Raw genomic sequence first — 14,603 nt, forward strand, 5'->3', positions numbered from 1 at the left:
TTCTGCTCAGTCACTCTTTAATCCTTTAACTTCTCTAGTACCATTACTTTAAGATAGTTGCTTTCAACATAATTCTCGTTTATTTTGAAATCTTCCGGCAAGCCATACTCATCCATTAAATAAGCATCTACATTTTCTTCGTCAAACGCTTCATTCACCATTTGATAGAAATCATCTCGACTTAGTTTCCAAGTATTCGTCGATGCAATGAGTATACCGTCGTCAGCAAGGATCTCAAGTACTTCTCGCACCAACCCTACGTAATCCTTCTCAACACTGAACGTTCTCTTCTTCGTTCTTGCGAAGGTTGGTGGATCCAAAATAATCAAATCAAATTTCAAGTCATGTTTTTTTGCATAATCCAGATAATCAAAAACATCGATCACTCGAATCTCATGATCATCAGGATTTAATCCATTCACCTCGAACTGCTCGATCGTCTTGGCCTTGCTGCGGTTTGCAGCATCCACATTGACTGTCTTGACAGCTCCACCCATAGCAGCAGCAACAGAAAATGCTCCCGTATAGCTGAATGTATTCAAGATAGTTTTTCCTGCACCCCATTCTTCCATTAACTTGCGGCGGATATTTCGCTGGTCTAGAAAGATCCCTGTCATCCAGCCTTCATTAATATACGTCGCATATTGAATACCGTTTTCTTTGATCATCAATGGTTCTGGCGGTACTTCTCCGTCAATATGCTGAGATTCTATCTGAGCATTTTTAAATCTTACTTTCTCTACAATCCCTTTAAAGTCTGGAATAGCTACTTTGAATGCCTGGTATATCTGATCTCTGTATGAGTAGATGCCTTTATTATACCAAGAGAAAATATAAAATCCGTCATAGTAATCAACGGTTATCCCGCCGATACCATCTCCATCTGCGTTGAAAACTCTAAAAGCAGTCGTCGATGTATCTGCATAGAAAGCAGACCGAATATCACGTGCAATTCGGAAGTGACGATCGTAAAAGACAGAATCAATTTCTTCTTCTTTATCTAATGTCAGCATCCAGCCGACAGACCGATTTTCTTTGCCTAAATAACCTTTCCCAATAAAGTTATTCTGCTGGTCTACAATTCTGACTAGTTCACCTTCTGTGGTTTGGTCAAGTGTTTTAAAATCATATTCTTCTAGCGCAGGATATCCTTTTTTCAAACGACTTGCTGCTAATTTTTTTACTTGTAATGTTCTCACATTTGCACTCCTTTACTATCTGATCAGATCATTTCTCATCATCGGTCATTATACCACAAGATAGGTAAATACAGAAAAAAGGCAAATGCCAGCAGTTAAGTGACATTTGCCTTTTGACTGTTTTATTTACTTTACCGCGATGATTACTGCGGCTGATCAGTTGTTGTTTCAGTTGTTTCTGTTTCTTGGTCCTGAAGTTCAGGAGCATCCGTTTTGTATAAATCAACGGTTGATTCTCCGCCATTTTGTTCAATAACACTGGTGCTTCTAAGCGGATCATTCAGCAATACTTCTAATTGATCCTGATAAATATAATCATTTTTTTCAACATCAGAGAATGACTCAGGTGTATAGAAACGCAGCAGATCCATTGTCATTAATTCATCAGAATACGTCAATTCTTGACGTGCTTCTTCGCGAATCTCATTCAACTCGGCAGCTTTTTCTTCAGAAAGGGTATCTTGCAGTTCCTCTCCTGTTGCCGTATCAAATATCTGTGATCCGATAAATGAATATTCAGGGGTGATGACATTCCCATTACGGAATGGAACCGTATCATCATGTTCTTCTGATAAAATGTCTTGTCCCATAAACAGATAATCATCTGTTTCTTGACCTAACAAGTGCATCAAAGTAGGCAGCATATCGACCTGTCCACTATATTTTTCAAATACCTGACCGTTTTCTGCTCCCGGTACATGGATGACCAATGGTACTTTTTGCAGCTGTGAATTGTTGTATTCATTCCACTGTTCAGGATCTTCTCCTAATAAAGGCGCCAATTCAGGATTTCTCATATTAGAGATTCCGTAATGATCGCCATATAGTACGAAAATAGAGTTTTCATAGATTCCTGATTCTTTCAGGTAATTAAAGAACTCTTCCATTGCCTGATCTGCATAATTAGCAGTGGTAAAGTACTGATTGATTGTTTCATCATCTGTCTGAGCTTCCGGGAACCCGGCATTCTGCTCATCCAATGGATAAGGGAAATGGTTAGATACAGTAATAAACTTAGAATAAAAAGGTTGCGGTAATTGCTCTAGATATTGAGCGGATTCTTTGAAGAACAATTTATCTTTCAACCCATATTCTAATGTATTTCCTTCAGCCATATCATAAAACTCGGAATCAAAGAAATAATCATATCCGAACTGTTGATACGTATCAATACGATTCCAGAATGAACCGACGTTTCCGTGAAAAGCAGCTGAAGTATAGCCTGCTTCTTGATGAAGTACATTCGGTGTTGCATGGAACGTATTTGTAGATCCTAACGTCTGGAATGCACTACCTTGCGGCAATCCGTAAAGAGAGTTTTCTGCAAGAATTTCGGCATCTGAAGATTTGCCTTGTCCTACTTGATGATAAAAGTTCTCAAAACTATAAGAAGATTCATCATGGAACAGGCTATTCAAAAACGGCATAACTTCATGCTTCTCGCCATTTTCATCTTCTAATTCATAGTCAACTAGGAATTGCTGGATACTTTCCATTGCAATGACAATTACATTGCGGCCTTCTGCTTCACCAAAATACTCTGGATTCGGTTCGGCATGGTTTTCTTCAGTAAATTCAACAATATCAGCCAAGTTTGATTCATCCGCACTGGCGCGAACATGATTGTTCTGAGCAGTTTGAAATGCATCATAACCGGTAAAGAAATTCAACCCTAGATATTTCACAATATAGTTGCGGTCAAAGGTTCTGACCAGCAATTGCGGTCTATTGCTTTCGGCTAATGCCAGGTTGCCAGCAAATAAAGCACAACCTAAGATGGTTGTTGCAACTGCATAGCGTTTTTTGAATGGTCTCTGGTCCATTTTGACAAAAGGTTTTCTCTTATAAAGTAAAGCTGTTAATAAGAAAATAAAGTCGACCCAGTAAATAAAGTCCCAAGGTCTCATCATTGCCACTGTTGAAGAGACAACAGCGCCGGAAACATTATTTGATCCCAGTAAGATATTCATGGTTAAAAAGTCACTAAATTCTCGGTAGAACATAATATTAAAGTAGAGAATCATTGAAGTGATCGCCATGATTACAAACAAAGCTATATAAGCACGACTGGATTTCTTAAAGTACAGTGCGATGGAGAACAGGATTACTGTAATGGCTACTGGATTGATCAATAAGATAAATTGTTGAATCGGGCCAGATACACCCAGGCTGAATTCAAGTAAATAAGCAGCATAGGTTTTAATCCAGAACAGCAAGCTGGCCATTCCGAAAAATCCGATTCTTGAATTCATTAATGTTTTTACTTTAGACATGCAAATGCCTCCTATTATTTCTGAACATAACAATTTTAGTGTTTTTTTGTTTTTTTAATACAAAATGATTCACTAGGACATTTTACATTAAATTTACATAGAAGGCAAATGTTGAGCCTATGTAAAACCAGTTATGGTAACCTCTAAGAAAGGCTGATATTGAAGCGAAAACTCCCCTTGAGCTTTACAATTTTTCTGCAAGCAAAAGGAGAGTTAATAAATATTTAAGATTGATTTAAACTTTTGAATCTGGAAATTCAATTGCAAAGGTTGTCCCTTTATTTAATTGGCTTTCCACTGTTAAATGGGCCTGATGGAGTTCTGCCAGCTGCTGGACAATCGATAATCCTAACCCAGATTCTCCATATCTAGTATTTGTCCGCGAAACATCTGCTTTATAATATCGATCCCAAATGTTCTTCATTTGTTCTTCTGTCATACCGATTCCAGTATCTTGTATACTGATTCTGGTTCCTTTGTCTGTTTTTTGTCCGCTGACTTTAATTGTTCCATTTTCAGTAAACTGAATAGCATTCTTGATTAAGTTGACAAGTATCTGCTTGAAGCGATCATAGTCTGCATAAACGGTCAGACCTTCTAAAGAATCGATCTGCAGCGTATTATTGGAGCTTTCTGCGATCGTCGTCATCTGCTCTTTGATTTCATCTAGAATTTCAGATACTGGCAAGGTATGTTTGTTTAACATGATTCGATTTGATCGAATATTTTCATAGTCAAGATTCTCATTGACCAGTCTGATCAGTCGTTTTGTTTCTTTTCGCATTAACTGAATACTTCTTAGCCGCTGCGATTCAGGAATTACATCATATTCCAATCCTTCCAGCAATCCATTGATTGTGGTCAAGGGAGTTCGCATCTCATGCGCTGCATCCTGCATAAAGGTTTTGCGGCGCTCTTCTTGACGATTGACTTCTTGCCTGGATAAATCTAGTGCGTGAATCATTTTATTGAAGTCTTGAGATAAGATATCAATCTCATCCCGATCTCTATGCTCCAACCTGACATCGTAGTCTCCCTCCGCAACCAGATGGGCAGCTTGTCTCAATTCATTGACACGTTTAACCTGATAGCGGGCAAAAATGAAACTGACAAGGATCGCAACAACAGTTGAAATCAGGAACGCATTAAACAAGTTTCTTTTTAGTGCGCTCATTTGGCGGTCGATTTGACTGACCGGAGCACTGACTGCTACAAAACCGGCATAATCACCAGCACTATTGCTGAAATAGGGCAAATACACATAGGCGGTTTCTCTAGGATTTCCGTACAGATCAGCTTGCTGTGTCGTCAGTGATACTCTTTCTCCATTTCTGAGACGTTCTTCCTCCTCAGGAATTACTCTTGTTTCAATGTGATCGGGAAGATTCGGAAAAACCAGTTCTCCATTCTGATTGAATACGAAAAAAGTCACACCCTGATTACTTAACAAGGACTGAAAATTAGCTAACTGTTCCGCTTCCAAGTTGACATCGACAATTGACTCAGCATATGAAAATAGTTGATTTTCCGTCCCTCTGATCGCTGTATTTCGTGCAAATAAAACGATCGAGACGACTGAGATCGTCAGAAGCATAATAATGACCGACAAGAACCCCAGCATTTGCTGATAGAAATAAGGAAACTTCATTTTTACTCTATAGCTCCTGTATCATCAAATTTATATCCAACGCCCCAGACCGTATGAATCACTTGCGGACCGTTTTGGACGAGTTTCTGTCTCAGTTTCTTGATATGTGCATCCACTGTTCGTTCATCACCAAAGTATTCATAATCCCATACCATTTGCAGCAGCTGCTCTCTGGAGAATACTCTTCTGGGGCTGTTAGCCAGTGTATATAGTAAATCAAACTCTTTAGGCGTCAAACCTTCTAGCGGTTTATCATACAGCAGCACTTCTCTTGTGTTGCGGTCCAGTTTTAAGTGCTGTGTATCCACTTCATACTGTCCTTGCGTATTGCTATCTGCATCATTGACGACTTCAGCTCTTCTTTTAAGTGATTTGATTCGAGCCACAAGTGTAAGCGGGCTGAACGGTTTTGTGACATAGTCATCGGCACCTATTTCCAGACCGATCACCTCATCGCTCTCTGTATCTTTAGCCGTCAGCATAATAATCGGAACATGTTTAGACTCTTTTCTGATTTCTTTGCAAATGGTCATTCCGTCCATTTCCGGAAGCATGATATCCAGAACAATCAGATCAAATTCATCAGGATGATTTAAATACGTCTCTAATCCTTTTTTACCATTATGAACGAAAGTCGCCTCCCATTCTTCTTTAAGAAAAAACATCTCAATCATTTCACAAACCGATTCATTATCTTCAATCATTAATATTTTCATGCCTATCCTACTTTCTCTGTGGTTTCTCTTCCACTTTATTCTACAGTATACACGGGATATTTGAAAATTTTGTGTGATTTTATAGAAATATAGGACGAAATATGAACAGAAAGAGATGAGGAAGCGACTTCATCATCAAATTAGTACAAAACAAAAGACCTGAGTATATATGTCCTCAGGTCTCTATATTCTTATTTATACAATGGCTTGTTTTTTCGGTTGCAGCAGCTGAACATCATTGACTAGCATCTCGACTACATAAACGGTTTCTTGATCTGTATTCTGATAAGATCTGGACTGCATCTTTCCGCTTAATCCGATCAAATCTCCTTTATCGCAATATTCCTCAATCAGTTCTGCTCGTTTCCCCCATACAACAAATGGGATAAAGTCGGCCTCATTTCCATTCTCTGTACGGTAATGACGTTGAATCGCGATCACATTATTCAATACGATCTTTTCATCTCCGACATCTCTTAACTCAATTTCTCTTACAATTCTACCGACAAGTGCTACTTGATTCATTTCCTTCCTCCAATATGAATAATATTCAGACGATCTTAAAAGTCGTCCTACTATACATATTGATCAACTCATCAAAAAAGTCATCAAAAAAAGAGCAGAAATTTTCTGCTCTTCTACACTTGTTTGAGGGGAATTATAAAAAGAAATCAAATATATGCTGCCACAGTTCAGGATCAAAAACGTCCAGCGGACTGCCGCCGTCTCCAATTACACCATATCCAAGCATGGCTCCGCCAATAAAGGCAACTGAAATAAACAGCAGCACCAAGAAAATTTTCAACAAATACATACCGATATTTTTTAATACGGACTTCCAGTTCATGAAGTCTTCACCCCTAAACAATAATAATAGATTCTTTTTCACTTGTTAACAAATTGCCTGCTGCTCTTGTATCTATCCTACTTACGTTTCTTTAAATTTTCAAGTAGAATACCAGTACCCAGTGCCACGGAACTTAGTGGATCTTCGGCTTTAAAGACAGGAACTTTCAACTCTTCAGCAAATAAAAGATCAATTCCATCTAAAAGTGCGCCTCCGCCAGTCAAAATAACGCCGCGATCAATAATGTCAGCTGACAATTCCGGCGGTGTCTGTTCCAAAACTTCTTTCGCCTTGTCAACCACAACGACCATTGATTCTCGCGTAGCTTCCATCACTTCTAAAGAAGAGATCGTTACAGTACGCGGCAGCCCTGACACAACATCTCTGCCTCGAACATCCATTGTATCGTTGCGTCCGTGATCAAAAATCACACCGATTTCTTTTTTCACAGCTTCTGCTGTTCGTTCACCAATCAGCAGATTGTGTTTTTTCTTTAAGTAAACAATAATATCGTTATCGATTGTATCACCGGCAATTTTAACTGAACGGCTGGTTACAATGCCGCCCATTGAAAGAACTGCGATATCGCTTGTTCCGCCTCCGATATCAATAACCATATTTCCGCTCGGTTGGAAAATATCCATTCCAGCCCCGATTGCTGCTACTTTTGGTTCTTCTTCTAAATAGACATTTTTCCCGCCGCTTTTTTCAGCGACTTCTATAATTGCCTTTTGCTCAATAGCTGTAATATTTGTCGGGCAGCAGATCAGGATATTGGGTTTAGATAAAAAGCCTTTAACATTTAATTTATCGATAAAGTATGTAAGCATCGCTTCTGTGATATCAAAATCAGCAATGACGCCTCCTTGAAGCGGACGAATCGCTTTGATGTTTCCAGGAGTTCTACCCACCATCAGATAAGCTTCTTCCCCAACTGCTAATACTTCATTCGTTTTTGTATCTAAAGCTACAACAGAAGGTTCATTCAGTACAATCCCTTTGCCTTTTACATGCACGAGTACGTTTGCAGTTCCTAAATCAATTCCGATATCCCTTGCCATAACTCTTCTCCTCTCAAGCCTTTTACCGTAACATGCAGCAAGCGTTAAAAGACTACCTCATGATTATTTAAGTCGTTCAAGTTTAATGTGTTATGAATAATATTCTCACTCTTTCTATCATACTCAACATTGCCAAAAAGAGCAAGGTCAAAAAAACAGATCTTATTGTAAAAACCTTATCCTATAAATAAAAAAGATGTATCAAGCGAGTCAATGTTTCTCTCTCGCTTGATACACCTTTTTGATTAAATTAAGCCGATTATTCAGCAATTAATGCTCTTTTCTCGGTAGAAGTCAATACTTCTTCATTTGTTCTCTCGATATCTGCGCCTAATCCTTTTAACTTCTCGTGGAATTTATAATATCCGCGGTCTAAGTGGTTTAGATTCGTTACACGCGTGTACCCTTTAGAAACAAGACCTGCTAAGATCAGTGCCGCAGAGGCTCTCAGGTCGCTTGATGCTACTTCTGCGCCCTGAAGCTGAACCCCGCCCTTAATCATCAAGCTTTGTCCATCTATTTTAAATTCTGCATTCATTTTACGAAGTTCTTCCATATGCATAAAACGATTTTCAAATACGGTTTCACGCATAACACTTGTACCCGTTGCATGCAATTGAGCAATTGTCATCTGCGCTTGCATATCTGTCGGGAATCCTGGATGCGGCATCGTTTTAACGTCTGTCGCTTTCAATTGTTCAGGTCCCATCACGCGCAGTCCATTTCTTTCTTCGATAAAAGTGACGCCCATTTCTCTCAGCTTGGAAACCAGCGGTTTATTATGTTCAGCGACTGCGTTTTTAATAAGGACATTCCCTTTTGTTAATGCGGCAGCTACCATAAATGTTCCGCTCTCAATACGATCCGGAATAATCATATGATTGATTCCGGTAAGAGATTCTACGCCTTCGATGCGAATGGTTTCTGTTCCGGCACCAATGACTTTTGCTCCCATGCGGTTCAGGAAGTTTGCAAGGTCAACGATTTCTGGTTCTCTAGCTACGTTTTCAATGACTGTCGTGCCTTCAGCTAAAGTTGCAGCCATCATAATATTTTGAGTAGCACCCACACTTGGGAAGTCAAGGTAGATATGAGCTCCGCGCAGTTGTTCTGCAGAGGCTTCAATATACCCTTTCTCGATATGTACCTCTACTCCCATTGCTTCAAATCCTTTTAAATGAAGATCGATCGGACGCGTACCGATTGCACATCCACCCGGCAATGCTACTTTAGCATATCCGTTTCGTGCCAACAGCGGGCCCATTACAACAATGGATGCACGCATTTTGCTCATGAAATCAAAAGGTGTTTCCTCTTTTAATTTGCTTGAAGCATCTAACGTCATTTCTTTGTTTTCTTCATCAAAAGAAATATCTACATTAAGATAAGACAATACAGATTTCATTGTGTAAATATCTGATAACAATGGTACATTTGATAAATCGCTTTTTCCTTTACTGGCTAGAATAGTAGCTGCTAAAATAGGTAAAGCTGCATTTTTTGCACCCTCAACTTCAACTTCCCCGTTCAACACATTTCCGCCGCTTACAATAATCTTTTCCATACTTTGACCTCCAAGGTAACCCTTCATCCTGATTGATAATGTTCTGTTTATTTGACTGGTATAACTAAATTAATAAGTTCAATTTATGAATGAACAGCTGTTTAAAGATGGCTGTTCATTAAATTTATAAAGTAAATATTGATTAAACTTGATTTTCTTAACAAAAAAACGTGATTATCCGTTAAAGACACAATAACCTGTTATATTATAACAGAAAGGACTCTTTTTAGAAAACATTTAATTTATAAAATGACAAAATACTATGGCTTTTTTGTGAACATAACTCCAACTGTCAATTTGTTTATCATCAGTCTCAGTTAAATAACTGAACCAGTGTGCGTGAATAGCCAATGAATTCCATAAAGAAACTGCTCACGTTGTATCCAATCGCAATGGATAATAAAAGGTACAGAACACGTGCTTGCTGTATATGGTATTTTTTAAACCAGTTTTCTGTTCTTAAGCTCTGCAGAGCCCAAAATGTTAAAAACACAAAGGTCATATGTGACACAATCGTGATCAGTGATTGTACGCCAATATAAGTCATTTCTTCAACCCTTTCAAAGTAAGTGTAGCATATCCGGTGTTATACTTCATTTTTAATGCCTATATGCAGTTTTCAGGCACATTTCATCCGGATTTTTCATAAAAAATCCTCAATTCAAATGATTGAATTGAGGATTATGAGCAATTGTCACAGCAACAGATCGATTATAATGTCCCGAATAGTCTGTCGCCTGCATCTCCAAGCCCTGGGAGAATATACCCATTTTCATTTAATTGATCATCAAGAGAAGCTGTAAAGATATCAACATCTGGATGTGCATCTTGAAGGACTTTAACGCCTTCAGGGGCTGCAACTAGACAAACGAATTTAATATTCGTTGCGCCGCGCTTTTTCAAAGCATCGATTGCCGCGACGGCAGATCCGCCGGTCGCCAGCATCGGATCTACGACAAGCAGTTGTCTATCTGGAAGATCAGAAGGCATTTTGATAAAGTATTCTACCGGCTCCATCGTTTCATGATCGCGGTACATACCGACATGTCCTACTTTAGCAGCCGGGATCAAATCCAGCATTCCATCCACCATGCCCAGTCCGGCACGCAATATTGGTACGATAACGACTTTTTTACCAGCTAACTGCTTTTGAGTCGACTTGATCAGCGGTGTTTCGATTTCCACATCTTCCAGCGGCATTTCGCGAGAGACTTCATAAGCCAGTAACCTTGCGATTTCATTGACGACTTCTCTGAAGTACTTAGTTCCTGTATTTTTGTCTCTAATGATTGTCAGTTTATGTTGGATCAGCGGGTGATCGATCACCTGAAAGTTTCCCATGTTATTAGTAGCTCCTTTGTGAATTTGATTTGATAATTTTTTTATTTGTAGTCTAATGGATATCTATACCCAGACACCTGTCTTAGACTAAATGTCGTTTGATAAAGACCGTTAACGCAGAAATACTCGTTTTGTTTGTCAGATTTTAAAAAATCCTATGTCTAATACCTCTCATTATTGTACAGAAAGACCTGTTCATTTTCCATTGAAATTCTTAATTTTACTATTTTTAAATATATTTATCTGCTGCTGCTTTTTCCAGTCGATTCATATAGGCTTCACCAATGCCTTCTCGGTCATAGGCTTCTGCTAGAATAACCGTTGCTTCTGTCTCCTCAAAAAATCTAAGACCTTTGAACAATCGCTTAGAGGCTGTTACACTATCCCCGGATTTTCCCAGTGAAAAGGTAACAGTTGTTTCACTTTTGAATGCATGAATGATTTCTTCAGAGGCAAGCAAGCCAACTCGTTCTCCTGCTGCTTCACACTGGTGGATTGCTCTTTCCCAGCCCGTGCCGTCTTTCGCCACAATCAGCACTGGTTCAACTGGAGAATAGTGCGTATATTTCATTCCGGGAGCCATCGGCGCTTCCGTCTCTTCTGTTAATCCCGGTTTGAACAGGACCGGGCCAATGACAGCCTCAAGTTCCGCTTGCGAAATGCCTCCTGGTCTTAGAATCGCTGGCTGATCTGGATTGGATAAATCCAACACAGTCGACTCCAAGCCAACGCCTGTTTCTCCTCCATCTATGATTCCTGAGATTTTACCATTCAAGTCACGATAAACATGTTCAGCCGCAGTAGGGCTCGGCTTGCCAGAAGAATTAGCACTGGGGGCAGCCAGTGGTTTACCGCAGGCTCTGATCAGTTCTAATGCAATTGGATGAGATGGCATGCGTATCCCTACAGTACTCAGTCCAGCAGTAACTGTTGGAGCAAGCGGTCCTTTTTTCTTCAATACAATTGTGCAGGGACCGGGCCAAAAATGCTGCATAACTGTTTCAGCTTTCTCTGAGACTTCAACAGCGTATTCAGCAATTTGGTCCAGATCGGCTACATGTATGATCAGGGGGTTGTCTGCCGGACGACCTTTCGCTTCATAGATTTTTTTTACTGCTTGATCGTTGGTCGCATCCGCGCCTAATCCATAAACCGTCTCGGTTGGAAAAGAAACCACTTCTCCCTGCCGCAGCAGTTCAGCTGCGGCTTTTATATCTGTCTCTTTAAGCCACTTTGTCTCCATCTTCTCACCCTTCTGAATAAAAAATAGTTGTTAGGTCGCTACGTATACCACGCGGTCATGTCCAGCCATGTCTTTCCAGACTTCCACATCCGCCTCTTGAAAAGCACTGGAAAATAGATCCTTAACTGAATGACCTTGACGAAACCCGATTTCCATTAAGATGCGTGCCTTCGGTTTGACTCTGGCAGGCAGCTCTTCAGCAAGTCTTCGGTAAATAGCTAATCCGTCTTCTTCAGCGAATAAAGCCAGCTTTGGCTCATGCTCTAAAACAGACTCATCCATATCCGCTTGTTCTTCATAAGAAATATAGGGCGGATTGGAGATGATCAGATCATATTGATCCGTTTGTACCGCTTGAGTCAGATCACTCTGTAAAAAAGCGACCTCTGCTTGAAGTCGGGCTGCGTTCTCTTGTGCAACGGCTATTGCTTCCGGACTGATATCAACAGCTGTCACCTCATCTTGAGGACGCTGAAGCTTGTGGGAAATAGCCAGTACACCCGTTCCGGTACCGACATCCAGTACTTTCAACGGTCGGTTGCTTAATCGTTTCAAATAGCGGTCGAACCATTCTTCCGTTTCAGGTCTTGGGATCAATGTGTCGGATGTCACTTTGAATTTCCGGTCATAAAACCACTCATGTCCAATAATGTACTGAACAGGAAGTCCGTTTGCAAAAGCTTTTAGATCTGACAAATACTTCTCTTTCACTGCTGGTTCCATTGTTGCAGGATAGCGTCTGATCAGGTCTGTTTTGGTCAATTCAAAACGTTCTCTCAGAAGCCATTCCGCTGCAAAGGCTTCTTTTTCGATCGAGCTTAAAAAAGAAGAAGCCCCCGTTAGGACTTCTCTATAGGTTTGCTTTTCAGACACATCATTCAACGTCATTTTAATATTCATTTTGAAGCTGCTCCATTTTTCTGGTTTGCTCCCAGAATACTAACGCTTCGATGATTTCATCCATTTTACCAGATAGAATCTGATCCAGTTTCTGAATCGTCAAGTTGATACGATGATCCGTCACTCTACTTTGCGGGAAGTTATAGGTCCGGATTCTTTCAGAACGGTCTCCTGTTCCGACAGCTGATTTGCGTTCTGCATCCAGCTCATCTTGTGCTTCCTGGTTCATTTTGTCGTAAATTCTTGAACGAAGGATTTTCATCGCTTTTTCACGATTTTTGATCTGTGACCGTTCATCTTGCATAGCAACAACAATCCCTGTCGGTTCATGCGTTAGACGTACAGCTGATGCTGTTTTGTTGACATGCTGTCCACCAGCACCACTTGCATGATAAATATCGACTCGAATGTCATTTTCGGCTATATCGATTTCCACATCTTCGGCTTCCGGCATAACCACCACTGTAGCTGTCGAAGTATGGATCCGGCCTTGCGATTCTGTCTGAGGAACGCGCTGAACACGATGTGCTCCATTTTCGAATTTCAGTTTAGAGTACACATTTTGTCCAGTAATCATTAACGTTACTTCTTTATAGCCGCCGAGACCATTAGAATTGGCATCCATGATTTCTGTTTTCCAACCTTGACTGTCAGCGTAACGCTGATACATTTCTAATAAGTCTGCTGCAAATAATTGAGCTTCATCTCCACCAGCTGCACCTCGGATTTCCATAATGATATTACGTTTATCATTCTCATCTTTTGGTAAAAGCAGAATCTTCAGTTCATCTTCCAGTTGTGCTTTTTCAGTTGCCAGCTCTTCACGCTCTTCTCTGGCCATTTCTTCCATATCGGCTTCCAGAGACTCCTGCAGCATCTCGTCTGTTTCTTCAATACCTTCCAATACTTCTTTGTATCTTCTGTAAGTACTGACAGTTTCTCTTAATTCGCCTTCTTCTCTGCTCAATTTCATAAAACGATCTGTATCGCTGATTACCGCCGGATCGCTCAGCAGTTCATTCAGTTCGTCATATCGATTATCAACTTGTTCTAATCGGTCGAACATACTCATAGATTCTCGCCTCTTTCTTCCTTGCTTTCTTTCATTGACATATAGTAATGTTTACGGCAGACAGGATAATACGCTTCATTCCCGCCGACCATAATCTGGTCTCCAGTACTGACAGGTTTTCCATCCTGCATTCTCATATTCATGATGGCTTTTTTATGGCAAAACCAGCAGATTGTCTTCATCTCTTCGATTTTGTCCGCCAACAGCAGCAGATACTTAGATCCTTCAAATAATTCATTTCTAAAATCATTTTTCAACCCAAAGGCCATGACAGGAATATTCAGGTCATCTACGATTCTTGTCAGCTGCAGTACATGATTCTTTTTCAAGAATTGAGATTCATCCACTAATACGCAAGCTAGATGATCTTTTAAAGCATATACCTTCTCATACAAGTCTGTCTCTTCCTCAATAGGAATGGCCTCTCGTTTTAGTCCGATACGGCTGGAAATCACACCGACTGAATCTCGGTCGTCAACAGCACTGGTAAATAAGAGGACTTTTTTATTTTGTTCTTCATAATTATGCGCGACTTTCAGAATTTCGATAGATTTCCCGCTGTTCATTGCGCCATATCTAAAATACAGTTGAGCCAATAGTCGCCCTACTTTCATTGATTAATCTAATGCAGTTGTTTTTTCATCATTTAATGTTGCTTGTGTTGGTGCTTATCCTTATAGATTATATGACAAGACAAAAAAAAGTACAAGGGAATCCATATGATCCTGAAGAAAGTCTG

The 14,603-nt window shown here is 40.0% G+C and carries 14 protein-coding genes; all 14 read right to left on the reverse strand.

Annotation, left to right across the window (positions count from 1 at the left end; all coding sequences use genetic code 11):
- Positions 1 to 17: 17 nt before the first annotated feature.
- The gene (locus B6F02_RS00405; RefSeq protein ID WP_080145433.1) at positions 18 to 1,199 is read right to left on the reverse strand and encodes a class I SAM-dependent rRNA methyltransferase; all 1,182 of its coding nucleotides are present in this window, start codon (positions 1,197 to 1,199) and stop codon (positions 18 to 20) included.
- Between the two features lie 143 nt (positions 1,200 to 1,342).
- The gene (locus tag B6F02_RS00410; RefSeq protein ID WP_080145434.1) at positions 1,343 to 3,472 is read right to left on the reverse strand and encodes an LTA synthase family protein; all 2,130 of its coding nucleotides are present in this window, start codon (positions 3,470 to 3,472) and stop codon (positions 1,343 to 1,345) included.
- 235 nt (positions 3,473 to 3,707) lie between these two features.
- On the reverse strand, positions 3,708 to 5,120 hold the full coding sequence (locus B6F02_RS00415) for a sensor histidine kinase (RefSeq protein WP_080145435.1): 1,413 nt from the start codon (positions 5,118 to 5,120) through the stop codon (positions 3,708 to 3,710).
- Between the two features lie 2 nt (positions 5,121 to 5,122).
- Entirely contained in the window at positions 5,123 to 5,836 is a 714-nt protein-coding gene (locus tag B6F02_RS00420; RefSeq protein WP_080145436.1) for a response regulator transcription factor, read from the reverse strand.
- Positions 5,837 to 6,031: 195 nt separating this feature from the next.
- A complete protein-coding gene (locus B6F02_RS00425; RefSeq protein WP_080145437.1) occupies positions 6,032 to 6,361 on the reverse strand; it encodes a single-stranded DNA-binding protein in 330 nt (109 codons plus the stop codon).
- A 133-nt stretch (positions 6,362 to 6,494) separates the two neighbouring features.
- Positions 6,495 to 6,683 (reverse strand): DNA-directed RNA polymerase subunit beta, encoded by a 189-nt coding sequence (locus B6F02_RS00430; protein WP_080145438.1) that lies wholly within the window; start codon positions 6,681 to 6,683, stop codon positions 6,495 to 6,497.
- A gap of 77 nt (positions 6,684 to 6,760) precedes the next feature.
- Positions 6,761 to 7,744: a rod shape-determining protein MreB gene (gene mreB / locus B6F02_RS00435; RefSeq protein WP_080145439.1), complete on the reverse strand. Its 984-nt coding sequence runs from the start codon at positions 7,742 to 7,744 to the stop codon at positions 6,761 to 6,763.
- A gap of 259 nt (positions 7,745 to 8,003) precedes the next feature.
- Positions 8,004 to 9,308 (reverse strand): UDP-N-acetylglucosamine 1-carboxyvinyltransferase, encoded by a 1,305-nt coding sequence (gene murA, locus B6F02_RS00440; RefSeq protein WP_080145440.1) that lies wholly within the window; start codon positions 9,306 to 9,308, stop codon positions 8,004 to 8,006.
- A gap of 313 nt (positions 9,309 to 9,621) precedes the next feature.
- Positions 9,622 to 9,855: a DUF1146 family protein gene (locus B6F02_RS00445; protein WP_080145441.1), complete on the reverse strand. Its 234-nt coding sequence runs from the start codon at positions 9,853 to 9,855 to the stop codon at positions 9,622 to 9,624.
- A gap of 164 nt (positions 9,856 to 10,019) precedes the next feature.
- Positions 10,020 to 10,649 carry a uracil phosphoribosyltransferase gene (gene upp, locus B6F02_RS00450; RefSeq protein WP_080145442.1) on the reverse strand — a complete coding sequence of 210 codons (630 nt, stop codon included), beginning with the start codon at positions 10,647 to 10,649 and terminating at the stop codon, positions 10,020 to 10,022.
- A 229-nt stretch (positions 10,650 to 10,878) separates the two neighbouring features.
- Positions 10,879 to 11,892, reverse strand: coding sequence for an L-threonylcarbamoyladenylate synthase (locus tag B6F02_RS00455; protein WP_080145443.1), 1,014 nt, complete (start codon positions 11,890 to 11,892; stop codon positions 10,879 to 10,881).
- Between the two features lie 30 nt (positions 11,893 to 11,922).
- Positions 11,923 to 12,792: a peptide chain release factor N(5)-glutamine methyltransferase gene (gene prmC, locus B6F02_RS00460; RefSeq protein WP_256864613.1), complete on the reverse strand. Its 870-nt coding sequence runs from the start codon at positions 12,790 to 12,792 to the stop codon at positions 11,923 to 11,925.
- Positions 12,782 to 13,858: a peptide chain release factor 1 gene (gene prfA / locus B6F02_RS00465; protein ID WP_080145693.1), complete on the reverse strand. Its 1,077-nt coding sequence runs from the start codon at positions 13,856 to 13,858 to the stop codon at positions 12,782 to 12,784. Before prfA ends, prmC begins: the two co-directional genes overlap by 11 nt.
- A 2-nt stretch (positions 13,859 to 13,860) precedes the next feature.
- A complete protein-coding gene (locus B6F02_RS00470; RefSeq protein WP_080145444.1) occupies positions 13,861 to 14,460 on the reverse strand; it encodes a thymidine kinase in 600 nt (199 codons plus the stop codon).
- Positions 14,461 to 14,603: the final 143 nt, after the last annotated feature.

The organism is Marinilactibacillus piezotolerans, assembly GCF_900169305.1.
GTDB classification, from domain to species: Bacteria; Bacillota; Bacilli; order Lactobacillales; family Carnobacteriaceae_A; genus Marinilactibacillus; species Marinilactibacillus piezotolerans_A.

Bases quoted from the DNA above. Each gene is read 5' to 3' on its own strand.
- B6F02_RS00410 (WP_080145434.1), bottom strand. From the start codon at position 3,472: ATGTCTAAAGTAAAAACATTAATGAATTCAAGAATCGGATTTTTCGGA.
- B6F02_RS00415 (WP_080145435.1), bottom strand. From the start codon at position 5,120: ATGAAGTTTCCTTATTTCTATCAGCAAATGCTGGGGTTCTTGTCGGTC.
- B6F02_RS00420 (WP_080145436.1), bottom strand. From the start codon at position 5,836: ATGAAAATATTAATGATTGAAGATAATGAATCGGTTTGTGAAATGATT.
- B6F02_RS00425 (WP_080145437.1), bottom strand. From the start codon at position 6,361: ATGAATCAAGTAGCACTTGTCGGTAGAATTGTAAGAGAAATTGAGTTA.
- B6F02_RS00430 (WP_080145438.1), bottom strand. From the start codon at position 6,683: ATGAACTGGAAGTCCGTATTAAAAAATATCGGTATGTATTTGTTGAAA.
- mreB (WP_080145439.1), bottom strand. From the start codon at position 7,744: ATGGCAAGGGATATCGGAATTGATTTAGGAACTGCAAACGTACTCGTG.
- murA (WP_080145440.1), bottom strand. From the start codon at position 9,308: ATGGAAAAGATTATTGTAAGCGGCGGAAATGTGTTGAACGGGGAAGTT.
- B6F02_RS00445 (WP_080145441.1), bottom strand. From the start codon at position 9,855: ATGACTTATATTGGCGTACAATCACTGATCACGATTGTGTCACATATG.
- upp (WP_080145442.1), bottom strand. From the start codon at position 10,649: ATGGGAAACTTTCAGGTGATCGATCACCCGCTGATCCAACATAAACTG.
- B6F02_RS00455 (WP_080145443.1), bottom strand. From the start codon at position 11,892: ATGGAGACAAAGTGGCTTAAAGAGACAGATATAAAAGCCGCAGCTGAA.
- prmC (WP_256864613.1), bottom strand. From the start codon at position 12,792: ATGAATATTAAAATGACGTTGAATGATGTGTCTGAAAAGCAAACCTAT.
- prfA (WP_080145693.1), bottom strand. From the start codon at position 13,858: ATGTTCGACCGATTAGAACAAGTTGATAATCGATATGACGAACTGAAT.